The organism is Bacillus cereus group sp. MYBK79-1, from assembly GCF_051915365.1.
Classification (GTDB): Bacteria; Bacillota; Bacilli; order Bacillales; family Bacillaceae_G; genus Bacillus_A.
In genome coordinates, this window is sequence record NZ_JBQAEO010000024.1 from 26089 (window position 1) to 41748 (window position 15660).

A 15660-nucleotide genomic window follows, 5' to 3' on the forward strand; every position below is an offset into this window, starting at 1 on the left:
AAATTCCTCCTTAGTTTATATAGGTTATTTTATATTTAGACTAGAAAGTGAAACTTGCGTCCCACTTTCTAAGCTTACATAAGTAGTTATACTTGAACAATCGATAAAAATCAATTATTCACCTTTATTTTTTTTAATAATTTCTTCAGAAACAGACTTCGGTACTTCTTCATAATGATCAAATGTCATTGAGAATGTTCCGCGTCCTTGAGTGTTAGAACGTAATGCCGTTGCATAACCGAACATTTCAGAAAGTGGAACCATAGCGCGAACAACTTGTGCGTTACCGCGAGCTTCCATACCTTCTACACGTCCACGACGAGATGTAACGTCACCCATAATGTCACCCATGTACTCTTCAGGAATTACAACTTCAACTTTCATCATTGGCTCAAGAATTACTGGGCTACATTTAGAAACCGCAGCTTTAAGTGCCATAGATGCAGCGATTTTGAACGCCATCTCAGATGAATCGACATCATGGTAAGATCCGTCAACTAACGCAGCTTTGATGTCAACTAGTGGATAACCAGCTAGTACACCATTTTTAAGTGAGTCTTCAAGACCCGCTCCAACAGCTGGGATGTATTCACGTGGAACTACACCACCGACGATTTTGTTTTGGAATTCAAAACCTTTACCTTCTTCATTAGGTTCAAACTCAATCCAAACGTGACCGAATTGTCCACGACCACCAGATTGACGAGCGAACTTACCTTCAACTTTCGCAGCAGCGCGGAAAGTCTCACGGTATGCTACCTGAGGAGCACCAACGTTTGCTTCCACTTTGAATTCACGACGCATACGGTCAACGATGATATCAAGGTGAAGTTCACCCATACCAGCGATGATTGTTTGGCCAGTTTCTTGGTCAGTGTGAGCACGGAATGTTGGATCTTCTTCAGAAAGCTTAGATAATGCTGTACCCATTTTATCTTGGTCAGCTTTAGATTTTGGTTCGATAGCTACAGAGATAACTGGCTCTGGGAATTCCATAGACTCAAGGATAACAAGGCTCTTCTCGTCACAAAGAGTATCACCAGTAGTAGTATCTTTTAAACCTACAGCAGCAGCGATATCACCAGCGTAAACTGTTGAAATCTCTTCACGGCTGTTAGCGTGCATTTGTAGGATACGACCTACACGCTCACGCTTACCTTTAGTTGAGTTTTTCACGTATGATCCAGAGTTTAACACACCAGAATACACACGGAAGAACGTTAACTTACCAACATAAGGGTCAGTCATGATTTTGAATGCTAAAGCTGCGAATGGTTCTTCATCGCTAGACTTACGTTCGATTTCTTCATCTGTATCCGGAAGAGTACCTTTAATAGCAGGTACATCTAATGGAGATGGTAGGTAGTCGATAACTGCGTCTAACAGAATTTGAACACCTTTATTTTTGAATGCAGAACCACAGATTACTGGGAAGAATTCTACAGAAGTTGTAGCCTTACGGATACCAGCTTTAAGCTCTTCTACAGTGATTTCTTCACCTTCTAGGTACTTCATCATCATTTCTTCATCAAGCTCAGCTACCGCTTCAATAAGTTTTCCACGGTATTCTGCAGCTAATTCTTTGTGCTCTTCAGGAATTTCAACACGCTCGATGTCTGTTCCTAAATCGTTACCGTACATGTAAGCACATTCTTCAACAAGGTCAATGATACCATTGAACTCATCTTCAGCACCGATTGGTAACTGAATTGGGTGTGCGTTTGCTTGTAAACGATCGTGGATTGTTCCTACAGAGTATAAGAAATCTGCACCAATCTTATCCATTTTGTTAACGAATACGATACGAGGTACACCGTAAGTAGTAGCCTGACGCCAAACAGTTTCTGTTTGTGGTTCTACACCAGATTGTGCATCAAGTACTGCTACCGCACCATCAAGTACGCGTAAAGAACGTTCTACTTCTACTGTGAAGTCTACGTGTCCTGGAGTGTCAATGATGTTTACACGGTGACCTTTCCATTGAGCTGTAGTTGCAGCAGAAGTAATTGTGATACCACGCTCTTGCTCTTGCTCCATCCAGTCCATCTGAGATGCACCTTCATGAGTTTCACCGATTTTATGAATACGTCCTGTGTAATACAGAATACGCTCAGTTGCTGTTGTTTTACCAGCATCGATGTGAGCCATGATACCAATATTACGAGTGTTTTCTAAAGAGAACTCTCTTGTCATTTGGTGTCTTGCTCCTTCCATATATGGATTGGATTTTTTTATTTTAAGTAGCAAAAAAGCCACTTTATATTGTTACACATGTCAGTATGTCCAGTACCCTCATTATGTAAAACGAGCGCCCAACGAAAGGGAGAGGCATTCTCCCTCTCCACACTTCCATAAGCGACAAATAAAGCGGTTTATGCTTACATTTATTTTACGTTGAATCCTACCAACGGTAATGAGCAAATGCTTTGTTAGCTTCTGCCATTTTATGAGTGTCTTCACGTTTCTTAACAGATGCACCAGCGTTGTTAGCTGCATCTAAGATTTCGTAAGCTAGACGCTCTTCCATAGTTTTTTCACCACGAAGACGAGCATAGTTTACTAACCAGCGAAGACCTAAAGTTGTACGGCGTTCTGGACGAACCTCAACTGGAACTTGGTAGTTAGCACCACCAACACGACGAGCACGTACTTCAAGAACAGGCATGATGTTCTTAAGAGCTTGCTCGAATACTTCCATAGGGTCTTTATCTGAACGTTCACGAACGATATCGAAAGCGTTATAAAGAATTGTTTGAGATTTACCTTTTTTACCGTCAACCATCATTTTGTTGATAAGGCGTGTTACTAGCTTAGACTTGTACATTGGATCTGGTAACACGTCACGTTTCGCAACAGGTCCTTTACGAGGCATATTGAGTTCCTCCTTTCATTATAAGTTTATTATTTTTTAGCAGGTTTTGGTCGCTTAGTACCATATTTAGAACGTCCTTGCATACGTTTGTCAACACCAGCTGTATCAAGCGCACCACGAACGATGTGGTAACGTACCCCTGGTAAATCCTTTACTCGACCACCGCGAATTAATACTACGCTATGCTCTTGTAGGTTATGACCGATACCTGGGATGTAAGCTGTAACCTCGATACCGTTTGTTAAACGTACACGAGCGTATTTACGTAACGCTGAGTTAGGTTTCTTTGGAGTCATTGTACCAACACGAGTACATACACCACGTTTTTGAGGTGCAGAGATATCAGTTGATTTTTTCTTTAAAGAGTTGAACCCTTTGTTTAACGCAGGTGATTTAGATTTCCATACTTTATCAGTACGACCATTTCTCACTAATTGGTTAATAGTAGGCATTTGATTATCCTCCCTTCGCATGTTTGTATGACCACATATCCAGGTGGTTCATTATTAGTTGAAAACAAAGTTTTTGCAAGGGAGAGCAAATGCTCTCTCCTCACAAAAACAGTTTTAACTTATTATTCCTATTGCTGAAGCTCCCACTTGAATCCCCGAAACTTTTCCAAGCTTACGAAATGATTCAACTTTGGTTATGGGTATGTTATGTTGTAAGGCAGTAAGAGTGATCATATGGGTTAACCGCATATCAGCATCTTCCGCAATAACAACTTCTTTAACTATACCATTTTTGATTGCCTCCAATGTGCGTTTATGACCAACGACTACATTTTCAGCATTTGACACTTTTTGATAAGACATATAAATATCCTCCAAAGCATCGTTCAGGAGCAACCTTGATTATAGTAACATTTTGACTCATACAATGTCAACTAGGATTAACTGTTTTTATACAAAATTTACGACGGAAAATTTTACTGTTCCACATAAACTTCATCGTTTTCTACATTCATGTCACCTTGTGTTGTTTTTACAAGATCCACTTTGCGATAACGATTCATACCTGTTCCAGCAGGAACAAGTTTACCGATAATAACATTTTCTTTCAATCCTAGAAGCTCATCGCGTTTACCCTTAATCGCTGCATCAGTTAAGACACGTGTCGTTTCTTGGAACGATGCTGCAGATAAGAATGAATCAGTTTCAAGTGAAGCTTTTGTAATACCAAGTAGAACAGGTCTAGCCGTTGCTGGTTGTTTACCTTTCAGTAACACCTTCGCATTCGCATCAGTAAACTGATGGATATCTAGTAGTGTTCCTGGTAATACATCTGTTTCACCCGCATCACTTACACGAACTTTACGTAACATTTGACGTACCATTACTTCTACGTGTTTGTCACCAATTTCTACCCCTTGCATACGGTATACTTTTTGAACTTCACGTAGTAAGTATTCTTGAACCGCCGTAATGTCCGTTACTTTTAGTAATTCTTTCGGATCAATAGAACCTTCTGTTAACTCTTTACCGTGGCTAATTGGCTGTCCTAGCGTTACTTTCAGACGCGCACCGTAAGGAATAGCATACGTACGAGCTTCAACTTCACCCTGTACAACTACTTCTTGGCGATCTTTAACATCGTTGATCGCTGCGATAACACCATCGATTTCACTGATAACTGCCTGACCTTTCGGGTTACGAGCTTCGAAGATCTCTTGGATACGAGGTAAACCTTGAGTGATATCATCTCCGGCAACCCCACCTGTATGGAACGTACGCATCGTTAACTGTGTACCTGGCTCACCGATAGATTGAGCTGCGATAATACCTACCGCTTCTCCTACTTCTACGTCTGTACCAGTTGCTAAGTTACGACCGTAACACTTCTTACATACACCGTGGCGAGTGTTACACGTGAACGCTGAACGAATGTTTACAGTTTCAACACCCGAATTTTCAACGATATGAGCGATATCTTCAGTAATTAGTTGGTTTTCACTAACTAATACTTCACCTGTTTCAGGATGTTTTACAGTTTTTCTTGCAAAACGTCCAACAAGACGATCATATAATGACTCAATTACTTCATTACCCTCTTTAATCGCACCAATTAATAGACCACGATCTGTTCCACAATCATCTTCACGGACAATTACATCTTGTGCAACGTCTACAAGACGACGTGTTAAGTAACCAGAATCGGCAGTTTTAAGTGCTGTATCGGCAAGACCTTTACGCGCACCATGCGTAGAGATGAAGTACTCAAGTACTGTTAAACCTTCACGGAAACTTGATTTAATTGGAAGTTCGATAATACGACCAGATGGATTGGCCATCAGACCACGCATACCAGCAAGCTGAGTAAAGTTCGATGCGTTACCACGGGCACCGGAATCACTCATCATGAAGATTGGGTTGCGTTTATTCAAGGATTTCATCAGTTTTCCTTGGATAACATCTTTTGCATTACTCCAAATAGAGATAACGCGATCGTAACGTTCTTCTTCCGTGATTAAACCGCGACGGAATTGTTTAATTACATTATCTACTTTTGCTTGTGCTTCATGGAGAATTTCATCTTTTTCGCCTAATACAAGAATGTCAGATACCCCAACTGTAATACCAGCTTTTGTAGAGTACTTAAATCCTAAGTTTTTCATGCGGTCAAGCATGCGAGATGTTTCCGTAATTTGGAAACGCTTGAATACTTCCGCAATGATGTTACCAAGGATCTTCTTGCTAAATGGCGCCACTTCTTCGCGACTAGCAATAATTTCTTTAATGTTCGCACCTTTTTCAACGAAATACTCCGCTGGTGTTTCTTTTTCAAGGTTTGAGTTTGTCGGTTCATTAATATAAGGGAACGACTCTGGTAAGATTTCGTTAAATATTAATTTACCAACTGTTGTTAATAGAAGCTTACCTTTTTGCTCTTCAGTAAATGTTACATTATTTACTGAACTTGCAGCAACTGCAACACGTGTGTGCAGATGTACATATCCATTTTGGTATGCAAGTATTGCTTCGTTTGCATCTTTGAAGACCATACCTTCACCGATTGCGCCTTCACGCTCAAGTGTTAAGTAGTAGTTACCTAATACCATATCCTGAGATGGAGTAACAACTGGTTTTCCGTCTTTTGGATTCAAGATGTTTTGTGCCGCTAACATAAGAATACGAGCTTCTGCTTGTGCCTCTGATGATAACGGTACGTGAACTGCCATTTGGTCACCGTCAAAGTCCGCGTTGTATGCAGTACATACAAGTGGGTGAAGACGAATTGCGCGACCTTCTACTAATGTAGGTTCAAACGCCTGGATACCAAGACGGTGAAGTGTTGGTGCGCGGTTTAGAAGTACTGGATGCTCTTTGATCACAGATTCTAAAACGTCCCAAACTTCAGGTTGTACACGCTCGATTTTACGTTTAGCACTCTTAATGTTGTGCGCTAAACCTTTTCCAACTAACTCTTTCATAACGAAAGGCTTAAACAATTCAAGCGCCATTTCTTTCGGTAATCCACATTGGTACATCTTTAAGTTCGGTCCTACAACGATTACTGAACGGCCAGAGTAGTCAACACGTTTACCTAATAAGTTTTGACGGAAACGTCCTTGTTTACCTTTAAGCATGTGAGATAGTGATTTTAATGGACGGTTACCTGGTCCAGTAACTGGACGGCCACGGCGACCATTATCGATTAATGCATCTACAGCTTCTTGTAACATACGTTTTTCGTTTTGAACGATGATGCTTGGTGCACCTAAGTCCAATAGACGTTTTAAACGATTATTACGGTTAATTACACGACGGTATAAGTCATTTAAGTCAGAAGTAGCAAAACGTCCACCATCCAACTGTACCATTGGGCGTAGTTCTGGCGGGATAACTGGAAGAACATCTAGGATCATCCAAGATGGGTGATTTCCAGAGTTACGGAATGCTTCTAATACTTCTAGACGTTTAATAGCACGAGTACGGCGTTGTCCTTGTGCTGTTTTTAATTCTTCTTTTAAGAAGTCTACTTCTTTATCTAAATCGATGTCTTGTAGTAGCTTTTTAATCGCTTCTGCACCCATAGCAGCTTGGAATGTGCTACCATATCGATCACGATATGCACGGTATTCTTTTTCAGAAAGTAATTGCTTCTTATCGAGTGGTGTATCTCCACTTTCTGTTACAACATAAGAAGCGAAATAAATTACTTCTTCAAGCGCGCGAGGGGACATGTCTAAGACAAGTCCCATGCGGCTCGGGATACCTTTGAAATACCAAATATGAGATACAGGAGCAGCTAATTCGATATGACCCATACGTTCACGACGAACTTTTGCACGCGTTACTTCAACGCCACATCGATCACAAACTACACCTTTATAACGTACACGTTTGTATTTTCCGCAATGACATTCCCAGTCCTTTTGTGGTCCGAAAATACGCTCACAGAACAAGCCATCTTTTTCAGGCTTTAACGTACGATAGTTAATTGTTTCTGGTTTCTTAACTTCACCGTATGACCAAGAACGAATCTTGTCAGGTGAAGCAAGTCCAATCTTCATATATTCAAAGTTATTTACATCTATCAAGGGGCCTACCTCCCTTTTAGTCTACAGGTTATCCCAATTATTCTTTAGTTGTCTCAACTTCGACATTCAATTTATCTGCTGATTGATGATCATCGTCATCTTCTGTATCACGCATTTCGATTTCTTTATCGTCGCTAGACATCATTTTAACGTCCATACCTAAACTTTGCAGCTCTTTAATCAATACTTTGAATGATTCAGGAACGCCTGGTTCTGGAACATTTTCACCTTTAACAATTGCTTCATACGTCTTAACACGTCCAACAACATCATCAGACTTCACTGTTAAGATTTCTTGAAGAGTATAAGCAGCACCGTAAGCTTCAAGTGCCCAAACCTCCATCTCACCGAAACGCTGTCCACCGAACTGAGCTTTACCTCCAAGAGGCTGCTGCGTTACAAGTGAGTATGGTCCAGTAGAACGAGCATGAAGTTTATCGTCAACCATGTGCGCAAGTTTGATCATATACATGACACCAACAGATACGCGGTTATCGAATGGTTCACCAGTACGTCCGTCATACAGGATTGTTTTCGCGTCATTTGCCATACCAGCTTCTTCAATCGTGCCCCAAACATCTTCCTCACGAGCACCATCGAATACTGGTGTTGCAATGTGAATACCAAGGTATCTTGCTGCCATACCAAGATGAAGCTCTAATACCTGACCGATATTCATACGAGATGGTACCCCTAATGGGTTTAACATGATATCGATTGGCGTACCGTCTGGTAAGTAAGGCATATCTTCTTCCGGTAAAATACGAGAGATAACACCTTTGTTACCGTGACGTCCGGCCATCTTGTCACCTTCAGAGATTTTACGTTTTTGAACGATATATGCACGTACAAGTTGATTCACGCCTGGTGGCAATTCATCGCCATCTTCACGGTTGAATACTTTTACGTCTAAGATAATACCGCCACCACCGTGTGGTACACGTAGTGATGTATCACGTACTTCACGTGCTTTTTCTCCAAAGATAGCATGTAATAGACGTTCTTCAGCTGTTAATTCTGTTACACCTTTAGGTGTTACTTTACCAACAAGTAAATCTCCATCTTTTACTTCCGCACCAACGCGAATGATACCGCGCTCGTCAAGGTTGCGTAATGCATCTTCCCCAACGTTTGGAATGTCACGTGTAATTTCTTCTGGTCCAAGCTTCGTATCACGAGCTTCTGACTCATATTCTTCAATATGAATAGAAGTGTACACATCATCTTTTACAAGGCGCTCACTCATAATGATCGCATCCTCGTAGTTATAACCGTCCCAAGTCATGAAGCCAACAAGCACGTTACGTCCAAGTGCTAGTTCACCTAATTCCATAGAAGGACCATCCGCAAGAATCTCACCTTTTACAACTTCATTTCCAACACTTACGATCGGACGTTGGTTGTAGCAAGTTCCTTGGTTAGAACGAATGAATTTTTGCATTTTGTAGCGATCTAAGTCGCCTTTTACTGTTTGACCGTCAACTTCTACATAGCGACGTACCCAAACTTCACGTGCTTCTACGCGTTCAACAACACCAGGATGTTTACAGATTACTGCAGCACCTGAGTCTTTTGCTGATACGTACTCCATACCTGTACCTACAATCGGAGATTCCGGATTCATTAAAGGAACCGCCTGACGTTGCATGTTCGCTCCCATAAGTGCGCGGTTAGAGTCATCGTTTTCTAAGAACGGAATACAAGCTGTCGCTGCCGACACTACTTGTTTTGGAGATACATCCATGTAGTCGATGCGTTCTTTATTTGTGACAATGTTTTCACCACGGAAACGAGCTACGATATCTTCGCTAAGGAATTCTCCTTCTTCAGATAATTTCATATTCGCTTGGGCTACAACATAATTATCTTCTTCATCTGCTGTTAAGTAATCAACCTGCCCTGTTACAAGACCAGATTCTGGATCAACACGACGGTATGGTGTTTCAATGAAACCAAACTCATTTACTTTCGCGAACGATGATAATGAGTTAATCAAACCGATGTTTGGTCCCTCTGGTGTTTCAATCGGACACATACGACCATAGTGAGAGTAGTGAACGTCACGTACTTCAAAGCCTGCGCGCTCACGCGTTAAACCACCGGGTCCTAATGCAGATAGTCTTCGTTTGTGAGTTAACTCTGCTAATGGGTTTGTTTGATCCATGAACTGAGATAACTGAGAACTTCCGAAGAACTCTTTAATAGATGCAATAACCGGGCGAATGTTAATTAACGCTTGTGGTGTAATTGCATTTGTATCTTGAATCGACATTCTCTCACGAACAACACGTTCCATACGAGAAAGACCGATACGGAATTGATTTTGTAATAGTTCTCCAACAGAACGCAGACGACGGTTTCCTAAATGGTCGATATCATCTGTATCCCCCACTTTGTATAGTAGGTTGAAGAAGTAACTGATAGAAGCAAGGATATCACCTGGTGTGATGTGTTTTACATCACGAGTAATATTTGCATTACCAATTACATTAATTACGCGTTCGCCTTCTGACTCAGGAGCATAAATCTTAATAGATTGCAGCTCAACATCGCCTTCTACCACTCCACCCATTGGTTTCGCTGTTTTGAATCCAATGTTTTTCTCTAAGTAAGGTAAAATGCGATCAAGTGTACGACGATCTAAGATTGTTCCTTCCGCCGCTAAAATTTCACCAGTTTCTGGATCCACTAATGTTTCAGCTAAACGTTGATTAAACAATCTGTTTTTAATGTGTAGCTTTTTGTTGATCTTATAGCGACCTACATTTGCTAAATCATAGCGCTTCGGATCAAAGAAACGAGACACAAGTAAGCTCTTTGCATTTTCTACTGTTGGTGGTTCACCAGGGCGTAGACGCTCATAAATTTCAAGCAATGCTTTTTCTGTGCTATCTGTGTTGTCTTTTTCTAATGTGTTGCTTAAGTATTCGTTATCACCTAAAAGCTCGGTGATTTCTTGATCAGAGCCAAACCCTAATGCGCGTAACAAAACAGTTACAGGAAGTTTACGCGTACGGTCAATACGCACATATACAACATCCTTAGCATCTGTTTCATACTCTAACCAAGCTCCGCGGTTTGGAATTACAGTAGCAGTAAAACCACGTTTTCCGTTTTTATCCACTTTGCCACTATAGTATACGCTTGGAGAGCGAACTAACTGGGAAACGATAACACGTTCTGCACCGTTAATTACGAATGTTCCAGTCTCTGTCATGAGTGGGAAATCTCCCATGAACACATCTTGTTCTTTTACTTCACCAGTTTCCTTGTTGATTAGACGCACTTTTACACGAAGTGGTGCTGCATACGTCACATCACGCTCTTTGCATTCGTCTACAGAGTATTTAGGTTCACCTAAGCTGTAGTCGATAAATTCAAGCGATAGATTTCCCGTAAAGTCTTCGATCGGAGAAATGTCCTGGAACATTTCTCGCAAACCCTCATCAAGAAACCACTGATAAGAAGAGGTTTGAATTTCGATAAGATTTGGTAACTCTAATACTTCACTAATACGGGCATAACTTCTTCGTTGGCGGTGGCGTCCGTATTGAACTAGTTGACCTGTCAACTGCTTCACCCCTCAAATCATGAGTATTATAAATGCACAAAAAAATTTGTGCAAAATCACAAATAAATACAACTACTGCTGTTAGCGTAGTTTTTTTCTCTTAAAGATAAATACGTTGAGTCTTTCTACCTGCTCAAAAAAGAAAAATGGCTTCTATAAGAAAACCATCATTCTGTTTCATAATCTGCTGATTTTACTATCTTTTCCAAGAGAAACAAAAATATACATCTTTCTCAACGCAGAAAATCATATATTGGCATTGTATAATGTTAACATAGCCAAAAATAACCGTCAACGTTTTTTTGATTTTATGATATAATATCCTTTTTTCTTTTCTACAACTTCGACTTCAGAAAATACTTCCTCTAGTTTCTTCAGTGCAGATGGTGCGCCTTGCTTCTTTTGAATAACAATCCACAACTCTCCACCTGGAACTAAATACTCTACAGCCTTTTCTAAAATCTCATGCACGATATCTTTACCTGCACGAATTGGAGGATTAGATAGAATAGCAGCATACATACCATCTACATTTTCATAGACGCTACTTTGAAAAATGTGTACATTTCCAATTCTATTGTTAGCGGCATTTTCTTTCGCAAGCTCAAGCGCCCTTTCATTCACATCCACCATGTGAACTTTACGGTCTTGAAACTCTTTCGCCAACGATAAACCAATTGGTCCATATCCACAACCTACGTCTAATATATCACCTTTAATATCTGGCACTTGAAACGCTTCAATTAAAAGACGAGAACCAAAGTCCACTTCGTTTTTCGAGAACACCCCACGGTCAGATAAGAAAGTGAATTGAGATCCACGAAGTGTAAATTCCCATCGCTTACGATCACTTTTACTAGAAGGGTCGTTAGAAAAATAATGGTCTGCCATATGGCCACCTCTTTTCTTTACAGTTAAAAAAAAAGCTCGCATGAGAGCGAGCTTTTTTTAAAGCATCAAAAGTTAATTACTTAACTTCTACAGCAGCGCCAACTTCTTCAAGTTTAGCTTTCATTTCTTCAGCTTCCTCTTTAGAAACGCCTTCTTTGATTGCTTTTGGAGTGTTGTCAACTAATTCTTTAGCTTCTTTTAAGCCAAGACCAGTGATTTCACGTACAGCTTTGATAACTTTGATTTTTTGAGCGCCAGCACTTGCAAGTACTACGTCAAATTCAGTTTTCTCAGCAGCAGCTTCACCAGCGCCACCAGCTACAGCTACAGGAGCAGCAGCAGTTACGCCGAATTCTTCCTCGATAGCTTTTACTAAGTCGTTAAGTTCTAATACAGTCATAGATTTAACTGCTTCAATGATTTGTTCTTTAGTCATTGTAAATATCCTCCCTTAAATAGGTTTGTATTGTTTTATAGATAACAAGTAATTATCTTTTAAAAAATTAAGCGCCTTGCTCTTCCTTTTGTTCTGCAACTGCTTTAGTAGCAAGTGCAAGGTTACGGATTGGAGCTTGAAGAACGCTAAGAAGCATAGAAAGTAAGCCTTCACGTGATGGAAGAGTAGCGATAGCTTTAACCTCATCAAGTGTTACAAGTTTACCTTCGATTACACCAGCTTTAATTTCTAAAGCTTCATGCTTTGTAGCGAAGTCGTTTAATACTTTCGCAGGAGCAACTACATCCTCGTTACTGAACGCGATTGCGTTTGGTCCTGTTAAGAATTCGTTTAACTCAGCCATTTCAGCAGACTCTGCAGCACGACGAGTTAAAGAGTTTTTGTAAACTTTGAACTCAACGCCAGCTTCACGTAAGTTTTTACGTAATTCTGTTACTTCAGAAACTGTTAAACCACGGTAGTCAACAACGATTGTAGATTTACTTTCGCGAAGTTTGTCCGCGATTTCAGTTACAACTTGTTGTTTAGTTTCGATTACTTTGCTCATGTTATTACACCTCCTGTAGATTATATAGAAGATGTACCGAAAGTGCACTAAAAACCTCCATGCCCAACTTGTAGACATGGAGGCATATAGTCACAGAAAAAAATTCCGTTTCGTATATTAACACCTAGGTAGGAAATTAAGTCTATTGACACCTACTGTCTACGGTACACTAATTAAATTCACAACATAAATGATTATATAAAAACTTCTTTATGAAGTCAACTTCCAAAATTTACGCTAATGTAGAAACGTCTACACGTACGCCAGGTCCCATTGTAGAAGCAACTGTTACGTTCTTCATGTAAGTACCTTTTGCAGCAGCTGGCTTAACTTTTTGTAAAGTGTCAGCAATTGTTCTGAAGTTTTCTACTAATTTAGCATCTTCGAAAGATACTTTACCGATTGGAACGTGGATGTTACCAGCTTTATCAACGCGGTATTCAACTTTACCAGCTTTGATTTCGTTAACAGCTTTAGTTACATCGAAAGTAACTGTTCCAGTTTTAGGGTTTGGCATTAAACCTTTAGGTCCTAATACGCGACCAAGTTTACCAACTTCACCCATCATGTCAGGAGTTGCTACTACTACATCGAAATCGAACCAACCTTGTTGGATTTTACCGATGTAATCAGCATCGCCTACGAAGTCAGCTCCAGCAGCTTCAGCTTCTTTAGCTTTTTCACCTTTAGCGAATACTAAAACACGTTGTACTTTACCAGTACCGTGTGGAAGAACAACTGCACCACGGATTTGTTGGTCAGCTTTCTTAGGGTCAACACCTAAACGGAATGCAGCTTCTACAGTTGCATCAAATTTAGCTGTGTTTGTTTTCTTTACTAATTCTACTGCTTCTGTTGCAGAGTAAGCAGCAGCACGATCAACAAGCTTTGCAGCTTCTACGTACTTTTTACCTCTTTTAGCCATTTTTATTTCCTCCTCGAATGTGGTTTTAGCGGAATAACCTCCCACGTTTACGCTTATTTCCAGGTATAACCTGAGGATGCGCGCCACCCATTTATTTAAAAACGATAATCATTTACGATAATAAAGGTTGCGAATTGGAATTCCAGACCCGCAACCTTTTTTAAAAACAAATCGAATTAGTCTTCGATAACGATGCCCATACTGCGTGCAGTACCTTCAACCATACGCATTGCAGCTTCTACGCTAGCAGCGTTTAGGTCAGGCATTTTAGTTTCAGCGATTTCGCGTACTTTATCACGCTTAACAGTTGCCACTTTATTACGGTTTGGTTCACCAGAACCAGACTCAATACCAGCTACTTTCTTAAGAAGAACAGCAGCAGGAGGAGTTTTAGTAATGAAAGTGAATGAACGGTCCTCAAATACCGTAATTTCAACAGGGATGATAAGACCAGCTTGATCAGCTGTACGAGCGTTAAACTCTTTACAGAAGCCCATGATGTTAACACCTGCTTGTCCTAATGCTGGACCAACTGGTGGAGCTGGGTTAGCTTTACCTGCAGGAATTTGAAGTTTTACCATTTTAATTACCTTTTTAGCCACGAGACACACCTCCTTAAGTCCGTGATGTGGTCAATTGGACAGTGATTTGCCCTCCCACGTCATATTTTATCTGTAAGGATAAAATCTTTCAAAAAACGTCTCCGATAACGAAGACGTACTGACTTAAAAGATATTATCACTTTTTACAATTCATTTCAAGTTTCATTTTATAATTTTTCAATTTGATGGAAGTCAAGCTCAACTGGAGTCTCGCGACCAAACATGTCCACAAGCACGCTAACCTTTTTCTTCTCCACATCAATTTCTTCAATAGCACCTGTATAATCTGCGAATGGCCCCTCATTTACACGCACTGTCTCATGAAGTTCAAAGTCGAAATCAACCACTTCGTTATCCATTCCCATATGCTTCATAATGGTAACAACTTCCTCTTCTAATAGAGGTGATGGTTTAGATCCAGAACCAGAAGAACCAACGAACCCAGTTACACCTGGCGTGTTACGTACAACATACCAAGAGTCATCAGTCATGATTAATTCTACTAATACATAACCTGGGAACACTTTTCTTTTCATTAATTTTTCTTTACCGTTTTTCATTTCTACTTCTACTTCTTCCGGGACAACAACACGGAAAATTTTATCTTGCATACCCATTGATTCTACACGTTTCTCTAGGTTTGCTTTTACTTTATTTTCATATCCAGAATAAGTATGGACAACATACCAACTTTTTTCCATTCATTTAGGACGAGCGTCCTTCCCTCCCTGACGTACATTTTTTTGCGCAAATGAAAAAACCCGTTCACCGGGCTTTTACACAGTTCTTATAAATAACATTATATCATGGATAAGTGCTTCTTATTCAAGAATTAACCAAGAATTAACCGAATTAAAGAAGAAATGCCCATATCAACCACTGCGAAGAAAATCGCAAAGAAGACAACTGTAGCGATAACAGTCGCTGTTGAACGGAGTAATTCATCTTTTTTAGGCCAACTTACTTTTTTCATTTCGCGACCTACATCGCCGAAAAAGTTCGTTAAACGCATCTACGGGACCTCCAGTGTATTATTTCAATTATTTATTTTGTTTCCTTGTGAACTGTATGCTGATTGCATGTTTTACAAAACTTCTTTATTTCAAGTCGCTCTACTGAGCTCGTATCTTTCATCGTAGAGTAGTTTCGATTTTTACACTCTTCACATGAGAGTACAACTTTTTTCCTCATTAGTTACACCAACCTTGTAACATTATGTCCCTAAAAATGTATCATACAACAAAAGACAATGTCA

Annotated in this window: 14 protein-coding genes and 1 other annotated feature; all 14 genes read right to left on the reverse strand. The window is 40.1% G+C overall.

Annotated features, from left to right (window positions below; genetic code table 11):
• Positions 1-114: 114 nt before the first annotated feature.
• Entirely contained in the window at positions 115-2193 is a 2079-nt protein-coding gene (gene fusA / locus ACTFOB_RS24460) for an elongation factor G (RefSeq protein ID WP_000196381.1), read from the reverse strand.
• Between the two features lie 208 nt (positions 2194-2401).
• Entirely contained in the window at positions 2402-2872 is a 471-nt protein-coding gene (gene rpsG, locus ACTFOB_RS24465) for a 30S ribosomal protein S7 (protein WP_001137489.1), read from the reverse strand.
• A 29-nt stretch (positions 2873-2901) separates the two neighbouring features.
• Positions 2902-3324 (reverse strand): 30S ribosomal protein S12, encoded by a 423-nt coding sequence (gene rpsL / locus ACTFOB_RS24470; RefSeq protein WP_001142341.1) that lies wholly within the window; start codon positions 3322-3324, stop codon positions 2902-2904.
• Positions 3325-3438: 114 nt separating this feature from the next.
• Complete coding sequence (locus tag ACTFOB_RS24475; RefSeq protein ID WP_440029582.1) at positions 3439-3687, reverse strand: ribosomal L7Ae/L30e/S12e/Gadd45 family protein; 249 nt, start codon at positions 3685-3687, stop codon at positions 3439-3441.
• A gap of 113 nt (positions 3688-3800) precedes the next feature.
• A complete protein-coding gene (gene rpoC / locus ACTFOB_RS24480) occupies positions 3801-7412 on the reverse strand; it encodes a DNA-directed RNA polymerase subunit beta' (RefSeq protein ID WP_000567948.1) in 3612 nt (1203 codons plus the stop codon).
• Between the two features lie 37 nt (positions 7413-7449).
• Positions 7450-10983, reverse strand: a complete 3534-nt coding sequence (rpoB, locus tag ACTFOB_RS24485) for a DNA-directed RNA polymerase subunit beta (RefSeq protein ID WP_000147550.1) — start codon at positions 10981-10983, stop codon at positions 7450-7452.
• A gap of 291 nt (positions 10984-11274) precedes the next feature.
• Complete coding sequence (locus ACTFOB_RS24490; protein WP_000763283.1) at positions 11275-11874, reverse strand: class I SAM-dependent methyltransferase; 600 nt, start codon at positions 11872-11874, stop codon at positions 11275-11277.
• A gap of 76 nt (positions 11875-11950) precedes the next feature.
• Positions 11951-12310 (reverse strand): 50S ribosomal protein L7/L12, encoded by a 360-nt coding sequence (gene rplL, locus ACTFOB_RS24495; protein ID WP_000159737.1) that lies wholly within the window; start codon positions 12308-12310, stop codon positions 11951-11953.
• A 67-nt stretch (positions 12311-12377) separates the two neighbouring features.
• On the reverse strand, positions 12378-12878 hold the full coding sequence (gene rplJ / locus ACTFOB_RS24500; protein WP_000048721.1) for a 50S ribosomal protein L10: 501 nt from the start codon (positions 12876-12878) through the stop codon (positions 12378-12380).
• A gap of 39 nt (positions 12879-12917) precedes the next feature.
• Positions 12918-13061 (reverse strand) — a sequence feature (ribosomal protein L10 leader region).
• A 49-nt stretch (positions 13062-13110) separates the two neighbouring features.
• Positions 13111-13803, reverse strand: a complete 693-nt coding sequence (gene rplA, locus ACTFOB_RS24505) for a 50S ribosomal protein L1 (protein WP_002020168.1) — start codon at positions 13801-13803, stop codon at positions 13111-13113.
• A 176-nt stretch (positions 13804-13979) separates the two neighbouring features.
• Positions 13980-14405 (reverse strand): 50S ribosomal protein L11, encoded by a 426-nt coding sequence (rplK, locus tag ACTFOB_RS24510; protein ID WP_001085872.1) that lies wholly within the window; start codon positions 14403-14405, stop codon positions 13980-13982.
• Positions 14406-14572: 167 nt separating this feature from the next.
• Complete coding sequence (gene nusG, locus ACTFOB_RS24515; RefSeq protein ID WP_000415794.1) at positions 14573-15106, reverse strand: transcription termination/antitermination protein NusG; 534 nt, start codon at positions 15104-15106, stop codon at positions 14573-14575.
• Positions 15107-15237: 131 nt separating this feature from the next.
• Positions 15238-15417 carry a preprotein translocase subunit SecE gene (gene secE, locus ACTFOB_RS24520; RefSeq protein WP_001241321.1) on the reverse strand — a complete coding sequence of 60 codons (180 nt, stop codon included), beginning with the start codon at positions 15415-15417 and terminating at the stop codon, positions 15238-15240.
• Positions 15418-15449: 32 nt separating this feature from the next.
• On the reverse strand, positions 15450-15596 hold the full coding sequence (gene rpmG, locus ACTFOB_RS24525) for a 50S ribosomal protein L33 (RefSeq protein ID WP_002070160.1): 147 nt from the start codon (positions 15594-15596) through the stop codon (positions 15450-15452).
• Positions 15597-15660: the final 64 nt, after the last annotated feature.

Excerpts from the sequence above, each read along its gene's own strand:
- fusA (WP_000196381.1), bottom strand. The coding sequence starts at position 2,193 with ATGACAAGAGAGTTCTCTTTAGAAAACACTCGTAATATTGGTATCATG.
- rpsG (WP_001137489.1), bottom strand. The coding sequence starts at position 2,872 with ATGCCTCGTAAAGGACCTGTTGCGAAACGTGACGTGTTACCAGATCCA.
- rpsL (WP_001142341.1), bottom strand. The coding sequence starts at position 3,324 with ATGCCTACTATTAACCAATTAGTGAGAAATGGTCGTACTGATAAAGTA.
- ACTFOB_RS24475 (WP_440029582.1), bottom strand. The coding sequence starts at position 3,687 with ATGTCTTATCAAAAAGTGTCAAATGCTGAAAATGTAGTCGTTGGTCAT.
- ACTFOB_RS24490 (WP_000763283.1), bottom strand. The coding sequence starts at position 11,874 with ATGGCAGACCATTATTTTTCTAACGACCCTTCTAGTAAAAGTGATCGT.
- rplL (WP_000159737.1), bottom strand. The coding sequence starts at position 12,310 with ATGACTAAAGAACAAATCATTGAAGCAGTTAAATCTATGACTGTATTA.
- rplJ (WP_000048721.1), bottom strand. The coding sequence starts at position 12,878 with ATGAGCAAAGTAATCGAAACTAAACAACAAGTTGTAACTGAAATCGCG.
- rplA (WP_002020168.1), bottom strand. The coding sequence starts at position 13,803 with ATGGCTAAAAGAGGTAAAAAGTACGTAGAAGCTGCAAAGCTTGTTGAT.
- nusG (WP_000415794.1), bottom strand. The coding sequence starts at position 15,106 with ATGGAAAAAAGTTGGTATGTTGTCCATACTTATTCTGGATATGAAAAT.
- secE (WP_001241321.1), bottom strand. The coding sequence starts at position 15,417 with ATGCGTTTAACGAACTTTTTCGGCGATGTAGGTCGCGAAATGAAAAAA.
- rpmG (WP_002070160.1), bottom strand. The coding sequence starts at position 15,596 with ATGAGGAAAAAAGTTGTACTCTCATGTGAAGAGTGTAAAAATCGAAAC.